At 62.0% G+C, this 22010-nt stretch carries 24 protein-coding genes; 13 read left to right on the forward strand and 11 right to left on the reverse strand.

The window, feature by feature from the left end; all coding sequences use genetic code 11:
* Positions 1-223: 223 nt before the first annotated feature.
* The gene (locus Q1V60_RS11465; protein WP_300630338.1) at positions 224-1147 is read left to right on the forward strand and encodes a LysR substrate-binding domain-containing protein; all 924 of its coding nucleotides are present in this window, start codon (positions 224-226) and stop codon (positions 1145-1147) included.
* Positions 1148-1204: 57 nt separating this feature from the next.
* Positions 1205-1567 carry a 5-carboxymethyl-2-hydroxymuconate Delta-isomerase gene (locus tag Q1V60_RS11470; RefSeq protein WP_300630339.1) on the forward strand — a complete coding sequence of 121 codons (363 nt, stop codon included), beginning with the start codon at positions 1205-1207 and terminating at the stop codon, positions 1565-1567.
* Positions 1568-1606: 39 nt separating this feature from the next.
* Here the strand turns inward: Q1V60_RS11470 and Q1V60_RS11475 are convergent, their stop codons facing one another.
* The 5 genes from Q1V60_RS11475 to Q1V60_RS11495 form a co-directional block, all read right to left on the reverse strand.
* The gene (locus Q1V60_RS11475) at positions 1607-2542 is read right to left on the reverse strand and encodes a LysR family transcriptional regulator (RefSeq protein WP_300630341.1); all 936 of its coding nucleotides are present in this window, start codon (positions 2540-2542) and stop codon (positions 1607-1609) included.
* A gap of 137 nt (positions 2543-2679) precedes the next feature.
* Positions 2680-3867, reverse strand: coding sequence for a cyanate transporter (locus tag Q1V60_RS11480; RefSeq protein WP_300630343.1), 1188 nt, complete (start codon positions 3865-3867; stop codon positions 2680-2682).
* Between the two features lie 109 nt (positions 3868-3976).
* Complete coding sequence (locus Q1V60_RS11485; RefSeq protein ID WP_300630344.1) at positions 3977-5377, reverse strand: saccharopine dehydrogenase NADP-binding domain-containing protein; 1401 nt, start codon at positions 5375-5377, stop codon at positions 3977-3979.
* 83 nt (positions 5378-5460) lie between these two features.
* On the reverse strand, positions 5461-6075 hold the full coding sequence (locus tag Q1V60_RS11490; RefSeq protein ID WP_300630346.1) for an NAD(P)-dependent oxidoreductase: 615 nt from the start codon (positions 6073-6075) through the stop codon (positions 5461-5463).
* A 34-nt stretch (positions 6076-6109) separates the two neighbouring features.
* Positions 6110-6976 (reverse strand): MBL fold metallo-hydrolase, encoded by an 867-nt coding sequence (locus Q1V60_RS11495; protein ID WP_300630348.1) that lies wholly within the window; start codon positions 6974-6976, stop codon positions 6110-6112.
* A 105-nt stretch (positions 6977-7081) separates the two neighbouring features.
* Here Q1V60_RS11495 and Q1V60_RS11500 point away from each other — a divergent pair, with 105 nt between their 5' ends.
* Positions 7082-7987, forward strand: coding sequence for a LysR family transcriptional regulator (locus Q1V60_RS11500; protein WP_300630350.1), 906 nt, complete (start codon positions 7082-7084; stop codon positions 7985-7987).
* Between the two features lie 98 nt (positions 7988-8085).
* Positions 8086-8265 carry a hypothetical protein gene (locus tag Q1V60_RS11505; protein WP_300630352.1) on the forward strand — a complete coding sequence of 60 codons (180 nt, stop codon included), beginning with the start codon at positions 8086-8088 and terminating at the stop codon, positions 8263-8265.
* Here the strand turns inward: Q1V60_RS11505 and Q1V60_RS11510 are convergent.
* Entirely contained in the window at positions 8258-9133 is an 876-nt protein-coding gene (locus Q1V60_RS11510; protein WP_300630354.1) for a helix-turn-helix domain-containing protein, read from the reverse strand. The two genes, Q1V60_RS11505 and Q1V60_RS11510, sit on opposite strands and share 8 nt — an antisense overlap.
* A gap of 180 nt (positions 9134-9313) precedes the next feature.
* On the opposite strand from Q1V60_RS11510, the gene pobA reads away from it, so the two are divergent.
* Both pobA and Q1V60_RS11520 read left to right on the forward strand, forming a co-directional pair.
* Positions 9314-10507, forward strand: coding sequence for a 4-hydroxybenzoate 3-monooxygenase (pobA, locus tag Q1V60_RS11515; RefSeq protein WP_300630356.1), 1194 nt, complete (start codon positions 9314-9316; stop codon positions 10505-10507).
* 66 nt (positions 10508-10573) lie between these two features.
* On the forward strand, positions 10574-12094 hold the full coding sequence (locus tag Q1V60_RS11520; RefSeq protein ID WP_300630358.1) for an MDR family MFS transporter: 1521 nt from the start codon (positions 10574-10576) through the stop codon (positions 12092-12094).
* A gap of 183 nt (positions 12095-12277) precedes the next feature.
* Here the strand turns inward: Q1V60_RS11520 and Q1V60_RS11525 are convergent, their stop codons facing one another.
* Genes Q1V60_RS11525 through Q1V60_RS11535 form a run of 3 tightly spaced genes read right to left on the reverse strand, consistent with a single transcriptional unit; the run spans position 12278 to position 14314 of the window.
* Positions 12278-13117, reverse strand: coding sequence for a cache domain-containing protein (locus tag Q1V60_RS11525; RefSeq protein WP_300630360.1), 840 nt, complete (start codon positions 13115-13117; stop codon positions 12278-12280).
* A 56-nt stretch (positions 13118-13173) separates the two neighbouring features.
* Positions 13174-13644: a cyanase gene (cynS, locus tag Q1V60_RS11530; RefSeq protein WP_300630361.1), complete on the reverse strand. Its 471-nt coding sequence runs from the start codon at positions 13642-13644 to the stop codon at positions 13174-13176.
* Positions 13645-13672: 28 nt separating this feature from the next.
* Complete coding sequence (locus tag Q1V60_RS11535; protein ID WP_300630363.1) at positions 13673-14314, reverse strand: carbonic anhydrase; 642 nt, start codon at positions 14312-14314, stop codon at positions 13673-13675.
* 112 nt (positions 14315-14426) lie between these two features.
* Between Q1V60_RS11535 and cynR the strand changes: the two genes are divergently transcribed.
* On the forward strand, positions 14427-15293 hold the full coding sequence (gene cynR / locus Q1V60_RS11540; RefSeq protein WP_300630364.1) for a transcriptional regulator CynR: 867 nt from the start codon (positions 14427-14429) through the stop codon (positions 15291-15293).
* Here the strand turns inward: cynR and Q1V60_RS11545 are convergent.
* Entirely contained in the window at positions 15268-16041 is a 774-nt protein-coding gene (locus Q1V60_RS11545) for a transporter substrate-binding domain-containing protein (protein ID WP_300630366.1), read from the reverse strand. The two genes, cynR and Q1V60_RS11545, sit on opposite strands and share 26 nt — an antisense overlap.
* A gap of 168 nt (positions 16042-16209) precedes the next feature.
* On the opposite strand from Q1V60_RS11545, the gene Q1V60_RS11550 reads away from it, so the two are divergent.
* The 4 genes from Q1V60_RS11550 (at position 16210) to Q1V60_RS11565 (ending at position 19396) form a co-directional block, all read left to right on the forward strand.
* A complete protein-coding gene (locus tag Q1V60_RS11550; protein WP_300630368.1) occupies positions 16210-16809 on the forward strand; it encodes a class I SAM-dependent methyltransferase in 600 nt (199 codons plus the stop codon).
* Between the two features lie 122 nt (positions 16810-16931).
* The gene (gene rnd, locus Q1V60_RS11555; RefSeq protein WP_300630370.1) at positions 16932-18065 is read left to right on the forward strand and encodes a ribonuclease D; all 1134 of its coding nucleotides are present in this window, start codon (positions 16932-16934) and stop codon (positions 18063-18065) included.
* Positions 18062-18355, forward strand: a complete 294-nt coding sequence (locus tag Q1V60_RS11560) for a YcgL domain-containing protein (protein ID WP_300630371.1) — start codon at positions 18062-18064, stop codon at positions 18353-18355. Before rnd ends, Q1V60_RS11560 begins: the two co-directional genes overlap by 4 nt.
* 108 nt (positions 18356-18463) lie before the next feature.
* Positions 18464-19396 (forward strand): D-2-hydroxyacid dehydrogenase, encoded by a 933-nt coding sequence (locus Q1V60_RS11565; RefSeq protein ID WP_300630373.1) that lies wholly within the window; start codon positions 18464-18466, stop codon positions 19394-19396.
* Between the two features lie 126 nt (positions 19397-19522).
* On the opposite strand, the gene Q1V60_RS11570 is transcribed toward Q1V60_RS11565, so the two are convergent.
* Positions 19523-20107: a nitroreductase family protein gene (locus tag Q1V60_RS11570; protein ID WP_300630375.1), complete on the reverse strand. Its 585-nt coding sequence runs from the start codon at positions 20105-20107 to the stop codon at positions 19523-19525.
* Between the two features lie 153 nt (positions 20108-20260).
* On the opposite strand from Q1V60_RS11570, the gene Q1V60_RS11575 reads away from it, so the two are divergent.
* Positions 20261-20710 (forward strand): YcgN family cysteine cluster protein, encoded by a 450-nt coding sequence (locus tag Q1V60_RS11575; protein ID WP_003172524.1) that lies wholly within the window; start codon positions 20261-20263, stop codon positions 20708-20710.
* Positions 20711-20723: 13 nt separating this feature from the next.
* Positions 20724-21944 carry a hypothetical protein gene (locus Q1V60_RS11580; protein WP_300630379.1) on the forward strand — a complete coding sequence of 407 codons (1221 nt, stop codon included), beginning with the start codon at positions 20724-20726 and terminating at the stop codon, positions 21942-21944.
* Positions 21945-22010 lie beyond the last annotated feature (66 nt).

Here is a 22010-nt window from a genome sequence, read left to right on the forward strand (position 1 = left end):
GCGAGGGAGCTTGCTCCCGTTGGGGCGCGAAGCGGCCCCAAAAATGGGACTGCTACGCAGTCCAGCGGGAGCAAGCTCCCTCGCCACAGGGACCGGTTCTGTCTTAACTGACTGGCATTAGGGCAAGCCCGCTCCCGCATGAAAGCCGAGGCGTCGACCGACATAGACGCGGCCCCATTGCCTTTCTAAACTGCGGCTTGTCGTGGGGAAGGGGCAGGCGCCGATGAATCGCAATGAATTACGCAAGGCCGATATCAACCTGATGGTGGTTTTCGAAGCGTTGATGCTCGAGCGCAACGTGACGCGGGTGGCAGAGAAGCTGTTTCTCGGCCAGCCGACCATCAGTTCGGCCCTCAACCGTCTGCGCACGTTGTTCAATGACCCGTTGTTCATTCGCGTCGGCCACCGCATGGAACCCACCGCACGCGCCGAGGAAATCATCCAGCACTTGTCGCCGGCCCTGGATTCACTGTCGTCGGCCTTGAGCCTGACCCATGATTTCGACCCGTCCATCAGCACCATGACCTTTCGTATCGGGCTGTCCGATGATGTTGAGTTCGGCCTGCTCCCACCATTGCTGCGGGCGCTGCGCCAGGAAGCGCCGCAGGTGGTGTTCGTGGTGCAGCATGTGGATTACTGGCGCATTCCCGACCTGCTGGCCTCGGGCGATATCACCGTCGGCATCACCCAAACCCGAGGCCTGCCGGCGAATGCCAAGCGCAAGCTGCTGCGCCATATCCGGCCTTGCCTGTTGCGCGCCGATGCGTCCGACACGCCGCTGACCCTCGACGAATATTGCGCACGGCCCCATGTGCTGGTGTCCCACACCGCCAACGTGGCCGGGTTTGCCGATGAGTGGCTGGCGGAAATCGGCCGCAAGCGGCACGTGGTGCTGTCGGTGCCGCAATACAGTTCATTGCCGGCATTGCTCGCCGGCACCGACATGATCGCCAGCCTGCCGGACTATACGGCGCACGCCATGGCCGCCGGCGGGAACCTGTTCTGCGAGGCGTTTCCGTTTGAAACGCCGACCCTGGATTTGTCGATGGTCTGGCTCAGCCACGTCGACACCGACCCGGCGGAGCGCTGGATGCGCTCACGCTTAGAGGCGTTCATGAGTGATCGAGCGCTGGGCATTCAGGGCTGATGCCCGTTTGCATGCTGTATATTCGCCCCTCTTCTTACAAAAAATCCGGAGAAACCCATGCCGCATCTGCACCTGGAATACACCGCCAACCTGGCGCAACTGGACACCGACAAGGCGCTGTTGCGCCTTAACCATGCATTGGTGGCTTCCGGTCAGTTTGGCGCCGAGTTCGACATCAAGAGCCGTGCGATGAAAGTCGACAGTTTTCGCGTGGGCACCGGCTTGAATGAGCGTGGCTTCGTCTCGGTACGCCTGGCATTGCTCAGCGGGCGTTCGCCGCAGGTCAAGCAGCAACTGTCGCAAAGCCTGCTGGCGGTGCTGCAGGACCTGGGCCCTTGGCCTGAGGGTGTGCAGGTGCAACTGAGCGTCGAATTGCGCGACATGGACCGCGATGCCTACAGCAAAGTGGCGGTCGGCTGATACAGCGCTTGACCCGATGCAGGCGCCAGCGGCTCGCGCCTACAGGAGCCCCTGATCGGCGCACACTTTTACCATTTGCTCGCGAAACCAGGTATTGGCGCTGTCCTGTTCGCTGGTTTCGTTCCACTGCATCTCCAGGGTGAAGCCCGGCAAACCGTTCGGGGCTTCGCAAAAACCGTACGCCGAAGTCGACGCTAGCAGCTTTTGCACGCGGCGGGGCAGGGTCACGATGAAGTCGGTGCCGCTGATCATCTTCAACGCTGCGCTGTAGCTGTTGGCCCGGGCGATCACCTGGCGTGTGTGAGCCTGGCGCGCCAGCCAGCCGTCGATCATGTTGGTGGCGGAGGTCCAGGGCGTGGGGAACACATGGCGTCGCTCGGCGAAGGCTTGCAGGCTGAACGCCGGTTCTCGCGGCGCCGAGCGTTTGTCGAAGACGCACACCAGGTCGTCTTCGAGCAGCATTTGGGTCTTGAAGTCTTTATGGACGCGGTGGAAATGGGGGCCGAAGCAGATCACCAGGTCGAGGCGGCCTTCGCGCAAGTCGTCGGCGGGAATCTCGGCTTCCAGCTTTTGCACGTTGACAACCACCGGCAGGTCGGCGCGATCGAAGTTTTTCAGCAGGCGCGGCAGCACCAGTTGTTCGAAGTATTCCGGGGCGCACACATTGAAGGTCACGGCCTTGCGGGTCGGGTCGAAGGCCTGGCCACCGGCGTGGCACAGGTTGATGCTTTCGAGGATTTTTTGCACGTGGCCGTACATCGTGGTGGCCTTGTACGTCGGACGCATGCCCGCCCGGGTGTTGATAAACAGCTCGTCTTCGAAACTGGTGCGCAGTTTCTTCAGGCTGTAGCTCACGGTGGACTGGCTGACGAACAGCGTTTCGGACACGTCGGTAACGCTGCTCTGGTCGTAGACAGCGATAAACACCATCAAGTCCTGCATATCGAGCTTTCTGAGCAAGTTACTGTTTAGCATCGGTTTCGTCCGTAAACCCGTTGTACCGAACTCAGTACAAGACTGGGCAAAATGTTAACGGAACGCTCGTGCCAATAGAAAGCTCTGTAGGACTCTTCTATGTTTTGAGTGGGACAAATAGTGTTTACAACACGACTTCAGCGGATATGTCGCGCGTAATGCGCCGGATTGAAGCGTGTGACCATCAGCAGCATTAACACCACCACCGCCGACAATGACCACCAGGCCCATTCGAAACTGCCTGACTGGTCGCGGATCATCCCGGCGATCAGCGGCGACAGGCCGGCGATCAGGTACCCGATGCCCTGCACGAACGCGGTCAGGCCCCCGGCACGGCGCGGGTTGTCGAGGTGGTCGAGGGACACGATCAGGCTCATCGGAAACAGCCCGCCGATGCCCAGGCCGAGCAGGCACGGCCACAGCAGGCTCAAGTGCAGGGGGCTGAGAATCAGGCCGCAGAAGCCGATGATGATCAGCACCAGCAATACCGCGACCACACCGCGTTTATCCCGGCGGCGGTTGGCGATTGCGGGGGTGGCCAGGCCGGAGACGACCTCCATGGCGGTCAGCAAACCCAACAGCAAGCCGGCCTGCTGTTCGCTCCAGCCCTGCTCGACGTAATACGGCGCCAGCCACGCCAGCACACAGGTGTAGCACGCCGTGCCGAGGCCGAAGAACAACGCCAGCCACCAGGCCCGGCGATTGCGCCAAAAGGACGCCTGCGGGCCGCTATCGACGTGCGGCAAGGGCGGTAACGCCGAGCGCTGGGCGTACCAGAACACCAACGCCAGCAGCGCCAGGCCCGCCCATATCGCCAGGCCGATGCGCCAGCTGCCGGTGCGCACTTGCACAAAGGGTGAAAACGACGCGGCCAGTGCGGCGCCGCCCATGATTGCGGTGACATACAGGCCCATGAACACTGAAACGTTATCGCTGAAGCGCGACTTGATCAGCGCCGGCATCAACGCCTGAATCAGCGCGATCCCGACCCCTGCCGCCATGGCGCTGACGATCAGCTCCAGCACCGAATCGAGCCACAACCGCGACACTGTCGCCATGCCAATCACCAGCAGCGACACCACGATACTGCGGTGCTCGCCAAAGCGTTTGGCCAGGCCCATGGCGAGGAACATCGCCAGGCCCATGCCCATCACCGGCAACATGGTCAGCAACGCCGCGTTGCTGAAACTCAGCGGCACGTCGGCGCGAATTGACGACAACAAAGGCCCCACGGCCGCCATCGACGGGCGCAGGTTAAGGGCGACCAGTACCACACTGATCATCAGCCATACGGCGGTGGTGGGTTTTGCGTGAACGTTTTCCATGGGCCTGCCTTGGGTGAACAAAGGCGAATCAGGCCACGGGTGGGGGCGAGGGGCAAATGAGAAAGTCGTTGGGGCTATTGAAAAAATAGCGACTCAACCCGTCATGAACTCAGCTCACCATGAAGTGTGCGAATTGCCATGGATGCTCCGCATCGTTGTGGGGGGCCATCGGCTCCGCCGGCCGCCAGTCGGTCTGTTGCGCGATCACGTTGCCCAGGTAGGGCAGCGCGTTCTCCACAATATCGGCGTGGTCCATGTCCTCAGCCTCGACGATTCCCCTGTCAGGATGGTGCACCGCCCATGTCATCCCGGCGAACACACCTGCGGCGACTTGCAGGCTGGTGGCGGTGTTGAATGGCAGCAGACTACGCGCTTGGTCGACCGACAACATAGAGCCAAACCAATAGGCATTTAGCGCATGCCCCGCCAGCAGTACGCCCAGCGCGTCGACCCCACCGCTGATCACATCATCCCCCATGACGCGTTTGCTGCGCGGCGACGCCCAGTCGTTGCCGATCAGCTCATTGACGGACAGCAACGCATCGTCGCAGCAGCGGTAGGCGTAGTGCAGTGTGGGTCGATAAATGACCTTGCCGCGCTCGCGCAGCGTCAGGCAATCGGCCAGCGATGAGGTTTCATGATGAGTAATCAACAGGCCCAGGCAGCTGCCAGCCACGGGTGTCCATGTCTTGACGGGTACGGTGGCACTGGGGCGGTCAAGATAGAGCGCATTTTTCGTACCGAAGCGGTGATTGTGTGCGCCCTTGGGCCGTTGTTGCTCATGGGTGCCCAAGGCTAATTCCGCAGGTTGGCCACCTTCGCTGATAAACCCGTCGACCGACCAGGTGTTGACGAACTCACCGATTTGCTTGGGCAGCCGGGAACGTTGCGTATCGTGCTCAGCGATATGGACCACCTTGATTTCCATCTCCATTGCCAGGCGCGCCCACTGGACCTGACCGTCGGCCATGGGCAAAGGGTGCTTCAATTCGCCGGCCAGACGCTGCAGCCCGGCCTTGAGCAAGTGCGAGATCAGCCCAGGGTTGGCGCCGTGCGCCACCACCGCGGTTGGGCCTTTGCCCAGGCGCTTGCGCAACCTGAGTATCTGCTGGCGGAGCGCGTAATTGGTGCGTTCGGCCGCAGACAGGGCCACATCGGTGTAACCGCCGGCCCAGGGTTCGATGCAGGTGTCGAGGTACAAAGCGCCAGCATGGGCGGTATAGGTAATCAGGGCTAGGGAACTGACGTCCACTGACAGATTGAGCAGAAAGTCGCCGGGGTTGACGTAACGATCGAGCAAGGCTTCGTAGTTGTCTTCGTCCAGGCAAGCCTGGACGAAGACGATACCGTGCTTATCGAACCATTGAGGTCTGTCCTGCTCAGGCGCTATCACGGTAATCGTGCGCAGGACCAGCGTCTCCTGTTGCAGCAACAGTGCCAGGCTTGCCTTGGCAATCGAGCCAAAGCCAATCACTACCAGGTTACCGGTGAAAATCGGTGCAGTGGCCATGCAATCTCCTTGTGCAATAAGCGCTGTGCATGGCTTTTAGTGTTCGCGCATCGGACGGTTTCGTCTACTGTCAGAATTAACAGTCAGTAGCCCACGGTGAAGCGCTTGCGCGAGTGCTGCGGTGTTTCCACTTCGTCGATCATGGCAATGGCGAAGTCGGCAAAGCTGATGGAGCTTTTACCGTCATGGCTGACCAGCAGATCATCCTGGCCCAAGCGGAATTGACCGGTACGCTCGGTGCCATCGAACAGGGCCGACGGTGACAGGAATGTCCAATCCAGTTGCTGTTCCTCACGCAGCGCCTCGAGAAACTCAGCCCCCGCACCGGCTTCAGTTTTGTATTCGGCCGGGAAGCCTGGGCTGTCGATCACCCGGCTGCCGTCCGGCAGCAGCAGCGAGCCCGCGCCACCCACCACCAACAGGCGTTTCACCCCGGCCTTCTTGACCGGGCCGATCACGGCACTGGCGGGCAAGGTGGCAAAGTGCGCCGCACTGATCACCACATCGCTGCCGCTGACGGCCTGTTGCAGGGCCTCGGCATCCAGCGCATCGACCTGCTTGGCAGTGACGCCGGGGCGTACGGCCAGTTTGTCGGTATGGCGCGCGATAGCGGTGACGGTATGCCCACGGCGCAGCGCTTCTTCCAGCAGTTGGCTACCGGCACGGCCGGTGGCTCCAATGATTGCGATCTTGCTCATGATGTTCTCCAGTAAGGTCAGGGTTTAAAACCAGTCACCACTTCATTTCGCCCTTGGCGACTTTGGCGCTCAATTGCAGCGAGCTTTCGTCGGCGAGGGCCGGGTAACGCTTTTTCATGGCCGCGATCAGGGCGGCGGAATCCTTGGCCCTGGCGGTTTCGGTGTCGAAGGCTTTGATGTAGTCGGCGGTGAACTTGACCGAGGCAGGCGATGGCGTGCCCAGGTAGTGGCCTGGAATCACGGTGGTCGGTTTCAAGTCCTCAATACGTTGCAGGGTGGCCAGCCAATCCTGGTGGGACTGTGCGGTCTGGGTGTCGGCCATCCACACGTGGATGTTTTGCGTAACCACCACGCCACCGACCACGGCTTTGATCGACGGAATCCACACGAAACTGTGGTCCGGCTGCGGCCCGTCCAGGCCGATGACGTCCAGTTGCTGCCCTTCCAACGTCAGGCTATGGCCTTCGAGTACCTGCGGCACGAGGGTTTTGGCCGGTTTGTCGACGCCCATTTTGGGGCCCCAGAACGCCAGCTTGTCGGCGACGGTGGCGTTGATATGGTCGACCACCGCTTGTGGCGCCAGCACTTTCGCGTCGGGGAAAGCGGCGGTGAGGGTGTCGAGGCCGAAGTAATAATCCGGATCGCCGTGGCTGATGTAGATGGTGGTCAGGTGCTTGCCGCTGGCGCGGATTTTCTGCACCAGTTGCTCGGCCTGGCCCTTGCCGAATTGCGCGTCCACCAGGATCGCGTCCTTCGCGCCGCTGACCAGCACTGAGCTGACCGGGAAGATCGCGGCTTCGCCGGGGTTGTACACGTCAAGTTTCAGGTCTGCCGCCAACGCGTGAGCCGTGAAGGCCAGGGCGGCAGTTGCCAGGGTCAAGCGTTTGAAGGTCGAGAACATCGGGGCGGCTCCTGCCATCGGTGAGGGTGGACAGAGCTTAGTTGCATAAAACACTACAAAAAATGCGATGCTGAGACATAGTTTGTTTCTGAAATCGGGCAAATCATGGATCGTCTTCAAGCAATGCGCGTGTTTGTCACCGTGGTGGACCTGGGCAGCCAATCCGCTGCCGCCGATCACTTGGACCTGTCGCGCCCAGTGGTTTCGCGCTACCTGGCCGAGCTGGAAGACTGGGTCGGCGCGCGCCTGCTGCACCGCACCACGCGCAAGCTCAGCCTCACCGCCGCCGGCAGCGAAACCCTGCCACGGTGTCGGCAATTGCTGGAACTGTGCGGTGACATGCAGGCCGCCGTCAGCGAGCCCGATGAAGCCCCTCGGGGCCTGTTGCGCCTGAGTGTGAGCACCTCGTTCGGCCAGGCGCAGTTGGGCGCCGCCATTGCCGAGTACGTCAAACGCTACCCGTTGGTGACGGTCGATCTGCAAATGCTCGATCGCACGGTGAACCTGGTGGATGAGCGCATTGACCTGGCGATCCGCACCAGCAATGACCTGGACCCCAACCTGATCGCCCGACGCCTGACCGTATGCCGCTCGGTGGTGTGTGCCACGCCGGCTTATCTGCTGGAGCATCCGGCGCCGCAGAAAGTCGAAGACCTGGCCCGGCACAACTGCCTGACCCACTCCTACTTCGGCAAGAGCCTGTGGCATTTCGAGGAAAACGGCGAGCATGTATCGGTGCCGGTGCACGGCAATATCACCGCCAACGAGGCCAGCACGTTATTGCGTATCACGCTGGCTGGGGCAGGGGTGGCGATGCTGCCCAGTTACCAGGCCGGCGACTTGATCCGCAGCGGTGAACTGGTGCGCCTGTTGCCTGAAGCCGAGCCGCGACAGATGAATATTTATGCGGTGTACGCCTCGCGCAAGCACATGCCTTTGGCGTTGCGCAGCCTGCTGGATTTTCTGGTGGTGCGGTTTCCCGAGGCGCCGGCGTGGGATGTCGGCCTCTGACGCGATATAAGCGGGCTGAATGGCCTGCAATCATGGCAACTTGCCCTAACTGACCTATGCTCCAGACAGCACCATGTAGATCCGTTCAGAGGTGTGCCATGAGTATCAAGACCAGAAAGTACCTGATGATTTTCAGCCTTTGCGCGCTGGCCACGGCGTTGTACGGAACGGCCGCGTATCGGGTTGAACAGACCCGCATGCAGCCGGCGGCTTTCGCCATCAGTTGCCATCAAGACCAATGCGTGCCGCGCACCGGCAGTTTCAGCGCACTCAGGTAGGCTGCTCAGCTTTCAGCTGCTCACGAAAAGCCTTGGGTGAAAACCCGACCCGGCGGCGAAACAGCCGCGAGAAGTTGGTCGGGTCAGAAAACCCCAGCACTTCGGACATTTCATTGATCGTCATGCTGGTGTAGGTCAGCAGGCGCTTGGCCTCCAGCAACTGGCGGTCATGCATGATCTGCAACGCCGGTTGCCCGCCCAACTCCCGACACGTCCCATTCAAATGTGAGACCGAGATGCCCAGTTTGTGGGCCAGGTCTTCAATCTTGGGGTGTTCGCGGTAATGCTGTTCGACCATTTGAGTAAACCGTCGGAAGTATTCGCGGTTACGTGGCGTCCTCGGGTGGCGACGTTGGATCGCCTGGCGGCTGACCCACACCAGCAGCACGCTGACCAGGGCGTGCATCATCATGTCCCGCGCCGGTTGTGCGTCGGCATATTCGTCCTGCAGACGGGCGAACAGGTTGTTGAGGTAGTCGCTGTCCTTGCCCGCCGGGTAATTGCCCAGCGTGTGAAGGCCATCGACCGCGCTGCCCAGTTGCGCCTGTAAGTGGCTGACCAGGGGCGCCGACAGGGTCACCACGTAACCTTCCACGTCTTCGGAAAAGCGAAAACCGTGCACGCACAGCGGCGGCAGTACTTGCAGGCTGGCTTCGTTGAGCGTGGTGCGCTGGCCTTCGATTTCCAGGTGTGCCTGGCCTTTGTGCACGTAGAGCAATTGGCACAGGTCCGCGTGCCGGTGGGGCTGGATTTCCCACTGGTATTCCCGACTGCGCCGGGAAATGGTTTCGCAGTGCAACAAATCGGGGGTCGGCCACTGTTGGCTTTCCCCGTAAAGCTTGAAGACCGGAATCGCGGTGTTGGTCATGTTTTCAATCCGATACTCAGGATAGTGGTTCGGTAATCGCCCCGATTGGCAAAAAGCGCAGGCTTTGAAGCAGTTTTCACCTTCTTATGTGGTTCGCTCAGGTGAAAAATGTCAGCCACACGTCCAATGACAACTCTTTCACTCGTTCGGTTCGAGTGAAGTCAGCAGGCCAGAAAAATAATGAAAACGCTGAAAACCCAAGTCGCCATTATTGGCGCCGGCCCGTCCGGATTACTGCTCGGCCAGCTGCTGCACAATGCTGGCATCCAGACGCTGGTGCTAGAGCGCCAGACTGCTGATTACGTGCAAGGCCGCATCCGCGCCGGGGTGTTGGAACAAGGCATGGTCGACCTGCTGCGCGAGGCCGGTGTCAGCCGTCGTATGGACACCGAGGGCCTGGTGCATGACGGTTTTGCGCTGGCGCGCGATGGCCGGCTCACCCACATCGACCTCAAGGCCCTGACCGGTGGCCAGTCGGTGATGATCTACGGCCAGACCGAAGTCACCCGCGACTTGATGGCCGCCCGTGCGGATGCCGGCGCCACGACCTTATATGAAGTCTCGAACGTGCAGCCCCATGAGCTGAAAAGTGATCGGCCCTGGGTGACCTTCGAGCATGAAGGCCAAGCCTTTCGCCTGGAGTGCGATTACGTCGCTGGCTGTGATGGCTTTCACGGCGTGGCCCGTCAGTCGATTCCGCCCGAGGCGTTGCAGGTGTTCGAGCGCGTCTACCCGTTCGGCTGGCTGGGCGTGCTTGCCGATACGCCGCCGGTGCATCCGGAGCTGGTGTACGCCACGCACCCGCGTGGCTTTGCGCTGTGCAGCATGCGTTCGCCGACCCGCAGCCGTTACTACTTGCAGGTTTGCGCGCAGGAGCCGTTGGCCGATTGGTCGGACGAGCGCTTTTGGGATGAGTTGAAAACCCGTCTTCCCGGTGACCTGGCGCAACGACTGGTCACCGGCCCCTCCATCGAAAAAAGCATCGCGCCGCTGCGCAGCTTCGTGGTGGAACCGATGCAGTACGGGCGCCTGTTTCTGCTCGGCGATGCCGCGCATATCGTGCCGCCTACCGGGGCCAAGGGCTTGAACCTGGCGGCCAGTGATGTGAGCACGTTGTATCGGATCTTGCTCAAGGTGTACGGCGAGGGCCGCGTGGAATTGCTCGAGCGCTACTCGGCCATTTGCCTGCGGCGAGTGTGGAAGGCCGAACGGTTTTCGTGGTGGATGACCTCGATGCTGCATCAATTTCCGCAGGCGGATGGCTTCACCCAGCGCATCGCCGAGAGCGAGCTGGACTACTTCATTAAATCCGAGGCGGGGCGCAAAACCATTGCGGAAAATTACGTCGGGCTTCCTTACGAGGCTATCGAATAGCCTGCTATCGTATCGAGCATTCCCGCAGGCTACCGTTTTCTGCGGGCCCAGCTCGAAGGTTTTGCCGTGACCCCGCTCAATCAACCCGCTCCCACCGTTCCCGCCGTGCGCAGCATTCTTGCCGCGCTGATGCTGGCGATCTTCCTCGGCGCGTTGGACCAGACCATTGTCGCCGTGTCGATGCCGGCCATTTCCGCGCAGTTTCATGACGTCAACCTGCTCGCCTGGGTGATCTCCGGCTATATGGTGGCGATGACGGTGGCGGTGCCGATCTATGGCAAGCTCGGCGACCTGTACGGGCGGCGTCCGATGATGTTGATCGGCATGGGGTTGTTCACCGTCGCTTCGCTGTTCTGTGGCCTGGCGCAAAACATGGAGCAGTTGGTGCTGGCGCGGATTGTCCAGGGCATCGGCGCCGGCGGGATGATCTCGGTGAGCCAGGCGATCATCGGCGACATCATTGCCCCCCGTGAGCGTGGGCGTTACCAGGGCTATTTCAGCAGCATGTACGCGGTGGCCAGCGTCGCCGGGCCGGTGTTGGGCGGTTATATGACCGAGTACCTGTCCTGGCGCTGGGTGTTTTTGGTGAATCTGCCGTTGGGCGCGACCGCCTGGTATGTGGCCCGTCGCACCCTGGTGGGGCTGCCGGTGCCGCAACGTAAGCCGGTCATCGATTACCTCGGCACCGTGCTGATGATCATCGGCTTGACCGCCTTGTTGCTCGGCATCACGCAAATCGGCCAGGGCCATGACTGGCGTGACCATCAAGTGCTCGGGCTGCTGGCCTGTGCGCTATTGGCGTTAAGCGTGTTCGTCTGGCATGAACGCCGCGCGCTTGAGCCGTTGTTGCCCATGCACCTGTTCGTCAACCGCAGCGCGGTGTTGTGCTGGTGCACGATTTTCATCACCAGCTTCCAGGCGATTTCCCTGACCGTGCTGATGCCGTTGCGTTATCAAACCGTCACCGGCGCCGGTGCCGACAGCGCGGCCCTGCACCTGCTGCCCCTGGCGATGGGGCTGCCGATGGGCGCCTATTTTGCCGGGCGCATGACGTCAGTGACCGGCCGCTATAAACCGATGATCCTCAGTGGCGCCGTATTGAGCCCCCTGGCGATTTTCGGCATGGCCTGCAGCGCGCCCCAGGCGGTCGGGCTGACATCGCTGTTCATGCTGCTGTGCGGGATCGCCGCCGGCATGCAGTTCCCGACTTCGTTGGTGGGCACGCAAAACTCGGTGGCGCAGCGCGACATCGGCGTGGCGACCAGCACCACCAACCTGTTCCGCTCCCTGGGCGGTGCGGTGGGGGTGGCGTGTATGTCGGCATTGCTGCTGGCGTTGTTGCAGGATGCAAGTTTTGCCCACCTGGCCAGTGGTGCGCTGGTGGCTGAAGGCAGCTCCGGCAACGTGCTGCTCGATGGGCTCAACGCGGCGCCTGGCGCGGCTCGGGACGCGTTGCGCGGGGAATTGGCGGTGACGTTCCGGCATTTGCTGATGGTGAGTGCGGCGGTGTCGTTGTTCGGGCTGGCGGCGGCGGTTGCGATGCCCAATCGGGTGCTGCGCGGGCGGGACGATAAGGCTGATAGCTGATGTTGTGGCTGCGGGCGGCCTCTGGGCCGACCATAAAATACAGCCCCCGTGGCGAGGGAGCTTGCTCCCGCTGAGGCGCGCAGCGGCCCTGGAGATGGGACTGCTGCGCAGTCCAGCGGGAGCAAGCTACCTCGCCACGGGTTTTATCAATTACTTAGGCCTAACTGGCCGGCTCCAGCCCGATCACGGGCTGTAATACCCCACCGCCACCATCAAATGCCCAGCCTTGCGCACATACGCATGCTTATTCTCAACCTTGCCGGTCACCGGGTTTTTCCAGCGGTATTTGTACTCGCCCTGGTCCTGCTCGGCCATCAACGCGAGGATCGGCTCCCCGACCGGCTTGCCGTCCGGGTCCTTGATCCTGGCGAAGTCAGTATTGATCAAACGCAGGTTGGTGCCATGCGCCAAATAACGCCGGGTATCCAGGTCAACCACGAACACGTAGAGATCATCCTGCAGGAAACCGCCCTGCAATGAGTTGATCGCCTTGAGCGTCCCCGCTTCATCCTTCACCAGCGCGTTCACCGCTTTGTTGCGCAGCGCCCGCGCCTGCTCCGGCGTGGCCCGTGGCAGGTAATAGCCGACCGCCAGGATGCGCTCGCCCACGCGCTGGTAAAACACATGCTTGTGTTCGACCTTGCCGTCATTCCAGTTCTGCCAGCGGTAATCGGCCTGCTGGATACCCTGGCCTTCGGGTGCGCTGATGGCTTTTTTGAACGAGGCTTGCAGATCAGGCCCGAGCACTTCGGTCACGTCGCGGCCGATCAAGGCCGAGGAGGGGCCGCCGCTGGCCAGCAGTACGCCTTGTGTATCGACCACGAACACGTAGCGGTCCTGGTCGATGAACTCACCCTGGCGGCTGAAAGCGGCCAGGGCCTTGTCGCCATTGTTCTGGTAGTAAACCAGGGCCTTTTCCAGCAACGCCTTGGCCGCTTGAGCGTCCGCGTCACTGGGCGTGTCGGCGTGCACCTGGCTGCAGCACAATAGCAGCAGCCAAGTGAGTCGCAGCAGTGTGTTCATTTACCCGTCCCTCGGTCTTGTTGGAATGACCAGAGCGTAGACGGTTCGGTGAACGATCAGAAGGGTTTAGTTGGCAGATATTTGCCGTCCAGGGTGATCACTGCGCGGGAGCCACCCTCGGGGTCTTCGACTTTCTTGATGTCCAGCTTGAAATTGATCGCGCTGATGATGCCGTCGCCGAATTGCTCATGCACCAGGGCCTTGAGGGTGGAGCCGTAGACCTGCAGCATTTCATAGAAACGGTACATCGTCGGATCCGTCGGCACACCGCCGGGGAAGCTGCCGCGCAGGGGCACGCTTTGCAGCAGGCGGCTGGCGTCCTGGTCCAGGCCGAGTTTGGCGCAGACGACGTCGGCGGCGTCCTTGGGCAGCGCGTGCTGGCCGAGCAGGGCGGCAGTAACGAAGGCCAGGCTCAGGCCGGTGCCGTCGGCCAGGTCCTGCCAGGACAAGTCCTTGCGCGCCTTAAGGTCGATAACGGTGTCGGCCAGGGCCAGGCGTGGGGTTTGGGAGAAGTTCGATTGCAGCATGGTGATGTCCTCTGGGGTTGAATAAGGTTCAGGCGGCGCAAGCGCGGATGGTTGGGTGCTCGAGCAGGGAAACGAAGCGTGCGCTGCGTCCATCCAGTGCGTCGATGCCGCCGGTTTCGATGTCGTACACCCAGCCGTGCAGGTTCAATCGGCCTTGCTCCAGCGCCAGGGCGACCGACGGGTGAGTCTTGAGATTGGCCAGTTGCGCGACCACGTTTTCACGCACCAGGGCATCCAGTCGCGCCGCGTCCGAAGCATGCTGGCGCGCCGCATTAATTACCTTAGCCGACTCGGCATGACGCAACCAATTGGCCACGGCGGGCAGGTGGTCCAGGCATTTGCAGGTGGAGATAGCGGTCATCGCGCCGCAGTCGGAATGGCCGCAGATGATGATGTCGCTCACGCCGAGTACCGCCACCGCATATTCGACCGTGGCCGATACGCCACCCGGTTCCGGCCCGTAGGACGGCACGATATTGCCGGCATTGCGGATGACGAACAGGTCGCCCGGTTCCTGCTGAGTCAGCAGTTCCGGGACCACACGGCTGTCGGAGCACGACACGAACAGCGTGCCGGGGTTTTGCGTGGTGGCCAGGTGTTTGAACAGGTCGCTGCGTTGGGCAAAGGCTTCGCTTTGAAATTTACGAAAGCCGTCGATGAGATGCTGCATGGTGGGTCTCCTTGCGTCGCTGATGGGGCAAGGATGGAAGTTTTCGGCTATAGCGTCCAAGACCGGCTTATTATGGTTTCTATAAGCCATGCCTATAGTTGGAGCGTCGTTAATGCTGTTGCGCCATATCCGTTACCTGCTAGCTGTCGCCGAGCACCGCAATTTCACCCGCGCGGCGGCAGCGCTGCATGTGTCGCAGCCGACCTTGTCGCAACAGATCAAGCAGCTTGAAGACACCCTGGGCGCGCCGCTGCTCGATCGCTCCGGGCGCAACGTTAGCCTGACGGATGCGGGGCAAGCCTATGTGCGCTTTGCGCGGCTGGCGTTGCAGGACCTGCAGGCCGGCACCCGTGCGATGCATGACGTGCAGGACCTGAGCCGTGGGCACCTGCGCCTGGCAATGACGCCGACGTTTACGGCCTACTTGATCGGCCCCTTGCTGGCGCGGTTCCATGGGCTGTACCCGGGCATCAGCCTGAGCGTCGAGGAGTTGACCCAGGACCGCATCGAAGCCGCGCTGGGCGAAGACTTGCTGGATATCGGCATCGGCTTTACCGGCGAGCATGGGGCCGATATCGAGTGTGAGGCGCTGTTTGCCGAGGCGTTGAGCGTGGTGGTGCGGGCGGATCATCCCGAGCTGAGCCGGTCGGCGTGGTTCGAGCAGCCGCTGGTACTGCTCGATCCGGGGTTTGCCACACGTCGCTACATCGATGATTACTGCCGTCGGCAAGGCGTGAAACCGCGCATTGCCATGGAGGCCAATTCCATCGGCGCGATCATTGAAATTGTGCGTCACACCTCGCTGGTGACCATCCTGCCCCAAGCGCTTGCCCAGGCGCAGGCTGGGTTGCGGGCCGTGGCCATCGAACCGCCGTTGCCACACCGCACCGTGGGGTTGCTCAGCCGCAGGGGCGCCTATCGCAGCGCGGCGTGCGCGGCATTTGTCGAGCTGATCAAGGCGCTGCCAGCCACTGACTGACGATGCCGTCATACACCCCGGTCGCCACGCTCAGGTGCAACCATTGGTCGACATAGCTTTTCCAGGCCACATCGTCGCGGGGCAGCAGGAAGGCTTTCTGGCTGTACTGCATCTGCCGCTCGGGGTTGACCGCACACAGCCCCGGTTTTTGCTTCTGCTGGTAACGCGCCTCGCTTGCGTCGGTGATCATCACATCGGCCTTGCCCGCCAGCAGTTCGTCAAAAATCGTCACATTGTCGTGCAGGCGTATCTGCGCCTGGCCCAGATGGGCTCGGGCAAACACCTCGTTGGTGCCACCCGCCGGTTCGATCACGCGCACCTGGGGCTGGTTGATCTGTTCGACGCTCTGGTAGCGCTGCACGTCGGCGCAGCGCACCAGCGGGATCTTGCCGTCGACACCGAGCGGCTGGCTGAAGAAGGCTTTTTTCTGGCGTTCCAACGACACCGAAATACCGCCCACGGCAATGTCGCAGCGTTGGGCAAGAAAATCCGGCATCAGGGTTTTCCAGGTGGTGGGCACCCAGGTGATGGTCGCGTTGAGGCTCTTGGCCAGGGACTCGGCCATGGCGATATCGATGCCTTGATAGCGGCCATCGGCCCGCAGCGAGGTGTAGGGCATGTAGTCGCCGGTGGTGCACACCGTCAGCGTGCCACGCTGGATGACCTCGTCCAGGCGTGACGGGCCGGTATCGGCCAGGGCGGTGGTTGCCACGCTGGCCAGTACACACAGGGCTAAGGGAGCTTTCATGCGGTCGAGTCCTTGGGGCGGGTCGGGGCGGTCATTATTTCCAGCGCGGGGCAGGGTGGCAAGGCGCGGGATTTACGACGTTGCGGCTTTCGACCTTTTTTTCACGTTGCGGTGGTTAAGCTGCGGATCAAGGTCGTTTTACTTACGTTTCGTCCACATGAGCCCGCGATGTCGTCACAACCTCCTTCCTCCATCGAGACCGAATTCACCGAACGCTATGACCGTGAGCATGCCAGGGTCTGCGGTGACACGCGTCCGCCTGGGCTGTTGCAGCGTCTGGCGGCGTGGCGCGATGCGCGGTTGGTGCGCCATGCGTTGAAGGTGGCCGGGGAGCCGGGATTGATCCTGGACCTGGCCTGCGGCTCCGGGCGGTTCTGGCCGGTGTTGGGCGAGCACGTCAATCGGGTGATTCTGGCGTCGGACCCTTCCCAGGCAATGCTCGACCATGCCCGCACCCATCATTCGGCGGGGCTGCTCAAACGTGTCAAGACGTTCCCCGGCTCGGCGTTTTCCATCGGCCTCTCGGCGAATGCGGTGGATTGCATCTTCTGCCTGGAGTTGTTTCGCCATGTGCCCAACACCGACATCCGCCTGGCATTGCTGCGTGAATTTCATCGGGTCAGTCGCGACACCGTGATTGTGTCCGTGAACGCGCGTACGCCGGTTGAGGATGAGTTTCGCCAGGCGGGCTTCAAGGTCTTGAATCACCAAGAGTTCCTGCCGGGCTCCACGTTGTGGTGTGTCTACGTGCTTCGTAAGAGGGGATAACTCCCGTCTGTCGGACTATTCTTCATCTCCTGTCTGAGTTTTCATGGTTGCCTGTGCACTGTGGATGCTCGCAAGCCCCTTTCGCGATATATACTGCGCGCCATTCTTCAAGGGAGAGCCGTGTGGCCATCGATATTCACTGGATCTGCGACAACGATAGCCTCGGCCAGCATTGCGCCCAATGGCAGCAGTTGCCATTCGTCGCCCTCGACACCGAATTCATGCGGGTCGACACCTTCTACCCCATTGCCGGGCTGATCCAGATCGGTGATGGCGTGCGCGCTTACCTGATCGATCCCCTGACCATCGACAATTGGCAACCCTTGGCCGCCTTGCTGGAAAACCCAGGCGTGATCAAGGTAGTGCACGCCTGCAGCGAAGACCTGGAAGTGCTGTTGCGCCTGACCGGCAGCCTGCCCGCGCCGTTGTTCGACACCCAATTGGCCGCGGCTTACCTGAACCTGGGTTTCTCCATGGGTTATTCGCGACTGGTGCAAGCGGTGCTCGATATCGACTTGCCCAAGGGCGAGACGCGCTCGGACTGGCTGCAGCGGCCGTTGTCCGAAACCCAGGTGAGCTATGCCGCTGAAGACGCCGTGCACCTGGCCGAAGTGTATATCCGCCTGCGCCCGCGTTTGACGGATGACAAGTACGCCTGGGTGCTCGAAGACGGTGCCGAACTGGTGGCCAACCTGCGCCGCGAAGTCGACCCGTACGAGGTGTACCGCGACGCCAAGCTGGCGTGGAAACTGTCACGCGCCCAACTCGCCGTATTGCGTGAACTGTGCGCCTGGCGCGAGCAGCAGGCCCGTGCCCGTGACCTGCCGCGCAACCGCATCATCCGTGAACATTCGCTATGGCCTCTGGCCAAAACCCAGCCGGACAACCTTGCAGCCCTCGGCAAAATCGAAGACATGCACCCGCGCACGGTGCGTCAGGACGGCCAGTTCCTGCTTGACCTGATCAAGCGCGCGGGCAGCGTGCCCATGGACCAATGGCCGCCTGCCGTGCCTGAACCGCTGCCGGTCGACGCCGCCGCGCTGATCAAACAACTGCGCGCCCTGGGCCAGGCCGAAGCCGAACGCCTGGACATGGCGCCGGAACTGATGCTGCGCAAGAAAACCCTCGAAGCCCTGGTTAAAAGTGGCTACCCCGACGGGCCTTACCAATTGCCAGACTCGCTGCGTGGCTGGCGCCGCGCGTTGATGGGCCAGGCGCTGCTCGACAGTCTGGCCACTGCCGGAGAACAGCCTTGAAACGTATTTGCTCCATTTATCGCAGCTTGAAAAAAGACGGCATGTACCTCTACGTCCTCAAAAGCGACGCCCTGGAGCGGGTGCCGGAGCCGTTGATGGTGGCCTTCGGCAAACCCCATCACGCGTTCGACATGGTGCTGACGCCGGCGCGCAAGCTGTCGCGCGAAGACATCGCCGTGGTCCTGGAAAACCTCGACAAGCAGGGCTACCACCTGCAAATGCCGCCGGCCGAGGACGAGTACATCGAACACTTGCCCGAAGAGCTGCTGCGACGCAACGACCCGATGTAATCGGTAGGTGCCCGGTGCCGGGCACATTCTTCAACGCAATCGTATTGAGTTGGCGGTGGCCGTAAGGATGCGGGCGGCCGTCTGCACTGTTTTTGAAAGGTTTGAACCATGCGTGTTCTGATTGCTGAACAGGATCACCCGCTCTACGCCCAATTGCTTCGCGACGCCGCACCGGACCTCGAGGTGCTGACCAGTGGCGACTCGGCCGAACTCTCGCGCCTGGCCGCCGATTGCCCGGTATGGCTGGGCCAGCCGGACCTGCTGGCGACGCTGTTGCGCCAGGGCCATCACCCGCAATGGCTGCAATCGACCTGGGCCGGCATCACACCGCTGTTGGCCGATGGCCTGCCGCAGGATTATCGCCTGACCCGCGCGGTCGGCATCTTTGGTCAGGTCATGGCCGAGTTCGTCCTGACTTACATGCTCGGTCACGAACGTGAGGTGCTGGCGCGTCTGGTCAGCCAGGTCGAGCGCAAATGGGACAGCCGCCAGGGCCAGAGCCTGGCGGGGCGCAAGGTGCTGGTGGTGGGGACCGGCGATATCGGCCAGAGCGTGGCGCAGTTTCTGCTGCCGTTCGGCGTCAAGCTGTACGGCATCGCCAGCCAGGCCCGCGAGCAGGCACCGTTTATCGAAGTCGCCGGCCTCGATCAACTGGGCCGGCTGGTGGGAGAGGTGGATTATGTGATCAACCTGTTGCCCAACACGCCCGAAACCCACGACCTGTACGACGCCGCCCTGTTCAAGCAATTCAAGCCGACCGGCTTGTTTATCAACGTCGGGCGCGGCGTGGCGGTGGTGGATGCCGATCTGGTCGAAGCCCTGAAAGAGGGGCATCTGGCCGGCGCAGTGATCGACGTATGCCGCCAGGAACCGCTGCCGCAGCGCCACCCGTTCTGGACGGCGTGGGGCTTGTTGTTGACCGGGCACAGCTCGGCGCCGACTTCGCCGTCGATGATGGTGGCGTTGTTTGTGCAAAACGTGCGGGCGTACCAGGCCAGGCAGGCACTGCGCGGGGAAGTGGATTTCGAACGCGGCTACTGAGCCTTCGCGGCAATGAACGGTGGGAGCGGGCTTGCTCGCGAATGCGCTGTGTCAGCCAACCTATTCGCCAACTGACAGACCTTATTCGCGAGCAAGCCCGCTCCCGCATTGGTTATTGCGCAAGGCTTAGAGGCTGAAGTCGCCTTCCGATACCAGTTCGCTCAGCGGCTTGCGCGGGCTTGGCGCTTCGCGGCCTTGCAGGTACTCGGGCAAGGTCGACTTGTCGCCCAGCTTGCCCACCGCCACGGCGGCGTGCAGCGCATAGCCTGCTGGAATCTTCAGCTCTTTGCGGGTCAGTTCCTGGTCGAAGCCGGCCATGCCGTGGGTGTGCCAGCCGCTCAGGCTGGCTTGCAGCGCCAGGTGGCCCCAGGCGGCGCCGGTGTCGAAGGTGTGCCACAGGGCCGGGGTTTCTTCCGTCGCGCCGGGGGCGATGAAGTCGGTTTTCGACGCGATGATCACCAGCGCCGACGCATGCTGTGCCCAGCCCCGATTGAATTCATTCAACAAACCCAGGAAGCGCTCCCAGTCCGGCGTGTCGCGGCGGGCATAGAGAAAACGCCATGGCTGCGAGTTGTAGGCCGAAGGTGCCCAGCGCGCCGCTTCGAAGAAGCTCAGCAGGGTTTCCTGGGGAATGCTCTCGCCGGTAAAGGCGCGGGGCGACCAGCGGTCGGTGAACTGGGTATGGATGGGATAGTCGGCAACGCGGGTCATGAGCAGTTCCTGAGCGGCAAGTGGGCGCTCAAAACTACTGCGCGGCCACTGTACTGACAAGTGTTGTTACACCGCCAGTCGTAAGCGCTTGGCCCCGGAGGGCTTGGGCACTAGACTGGCGGCCTTTGAACCTACCGATACTGATGCAGAGCCATGGCCGCCAAAGTCGAACCTTTCTGGATACGCAAAACCCTCGAACACCTCGACCAGGAGGAATGGGAGTCGTTGTGCGACGGCTGTGGCCTGTGCTGCCTGCAAAAGCTTGAGGATGAAGACGACAACAGCGTCTATTACACGCGCATCGCCTGCAAACTGCTGGACCTGAAAACCTGCCAATGCACCGACTACCCCAATCGTCGGGCGTCTGTGCCGGACTGTATCCAGCTCACGCCGGGGCAGGCCGACCAGTTCAAATGGCTGCCGCCCACCTGCGGCTATCGCCTGGTCAGTGAGCGCAAGGATTTGCCGCTGTGGCACCACCTGGTCTGCGGCGATCGCGACGCCGTGCACCACGAACGCATTTCCCAGTCCGGGCGCATGCTCAGCGAAGGCAGCGTGCCCGAGGACGACTGGGAGGACTACCTGATCTTCCGCGCGGGTTGAATAAGGAATGTGTATGAGGGTGGGATGCAAGCTGGCGACCTCTGCGCTGTTGCTGGCACTGAGCATGCCGGCGTGGTGCGCCAGGAAAGTCGACCTGGATTACCACGTCAAACTCCTGCCCCAGAGCGATCAGGCCGACGTGCGGGTGAGCCTGTCCCAGGGTTCCGCAGTGCGCAGCCTGGATTTTGACCTTGGTCACGACGGCGATTACAGCGACTTCAAAGCCGATGGGCAATGGAAGGTCAGTAATGGCCGTGGTCATTGGCAGCCCAGTGCCGACAAGGCCAGCCTGACGTACCGCGTACGTCTCACCCACGCGCACAAACCGGGCACGTATGAGGCGCGGATGGCGCCAGGCTGGGCGCTGTTTCGCGGCGACGACCTGGTGCCCGCCGCACGGTTGGACCAGCAGGACGGGGTCGAGCTGGTCTCGCGCCTGATGTTCGAACTGCCGCCGGGTTGGAAAAGCATCGAGACCGCCTGGCCGCGTATCGGCAAAAACACATTCCGCATCGACAACGTGTCCCGCCTGTTCGACCGGCCCACCGGCTGGATGCTCGCAGGTAACCTGGGCAGCCGCCGCATGCGCCTGGGGCAGACCGACGTCACCGTGGCCTCGCCCAGGGGTCAGGGCATGCGGCGTATGGATGTGCTGACGCTGCTGACCTTCGTGTGGCCGCAAGTGGAAGCCGCGTTCCCGCGCCACCCGGCCAAATTGCTGATAGTGGGCGCCAGCGATCCGATGCGTCGTGGCGCATTTTCGGCGCGTGACTCGATCTACCTCAACAGCCGCACGCCGCTGGTCAGTGAAGACGGCAGCAGCCCGTTGATCCGCGAAGTGGTGCAGGCCATCGCCCGCTTCAGCGACCACGACACCAGTGACTGGATCAGCGAAGGCCTGGCCGGGTACTACGCCATCGAGCTGGTACGCCGCGCCGGTGGGATCACCGATGAGCGGTATGAGGCGATACAGGCGCGTTTGGCGAAAGAGGGCAAAGGCGTGACCAGCCTGCGTGGCGAACACGTCAGCGGTGCGACAGTGTCACGGGCGGTGATGGTGTTGCAGGAGCTGGACCGGGAGATCCGCGTGAAAACCCACAACAAGCGCTCGCTGGATGATTTGGCGCAAGCGGTGATGCGGGCGGACAGCATCACGACCAAGGAATTTGTGCAGTTGGCGCAAAGCATCATCGGCGGTTCATCCGCGGTGCTCGATAGCAAGCTGCTGCACTGATCTTCAAGCAATGAGGGCGCGCTGTACTGTGGCGAGGGAGCTTGCTCCCGCTGGACTGCGTAGCAG

Origin of the sequence: Pseudomonas sp., assembly GCF_030147005.1 — a bacterium.
Taxonomy (GTDB): Bacteria; Pseudomonadota; Gammaproteobacteria; order Pseudomonadales; family Pseudomonadaceae; genus Aquipseudomonas.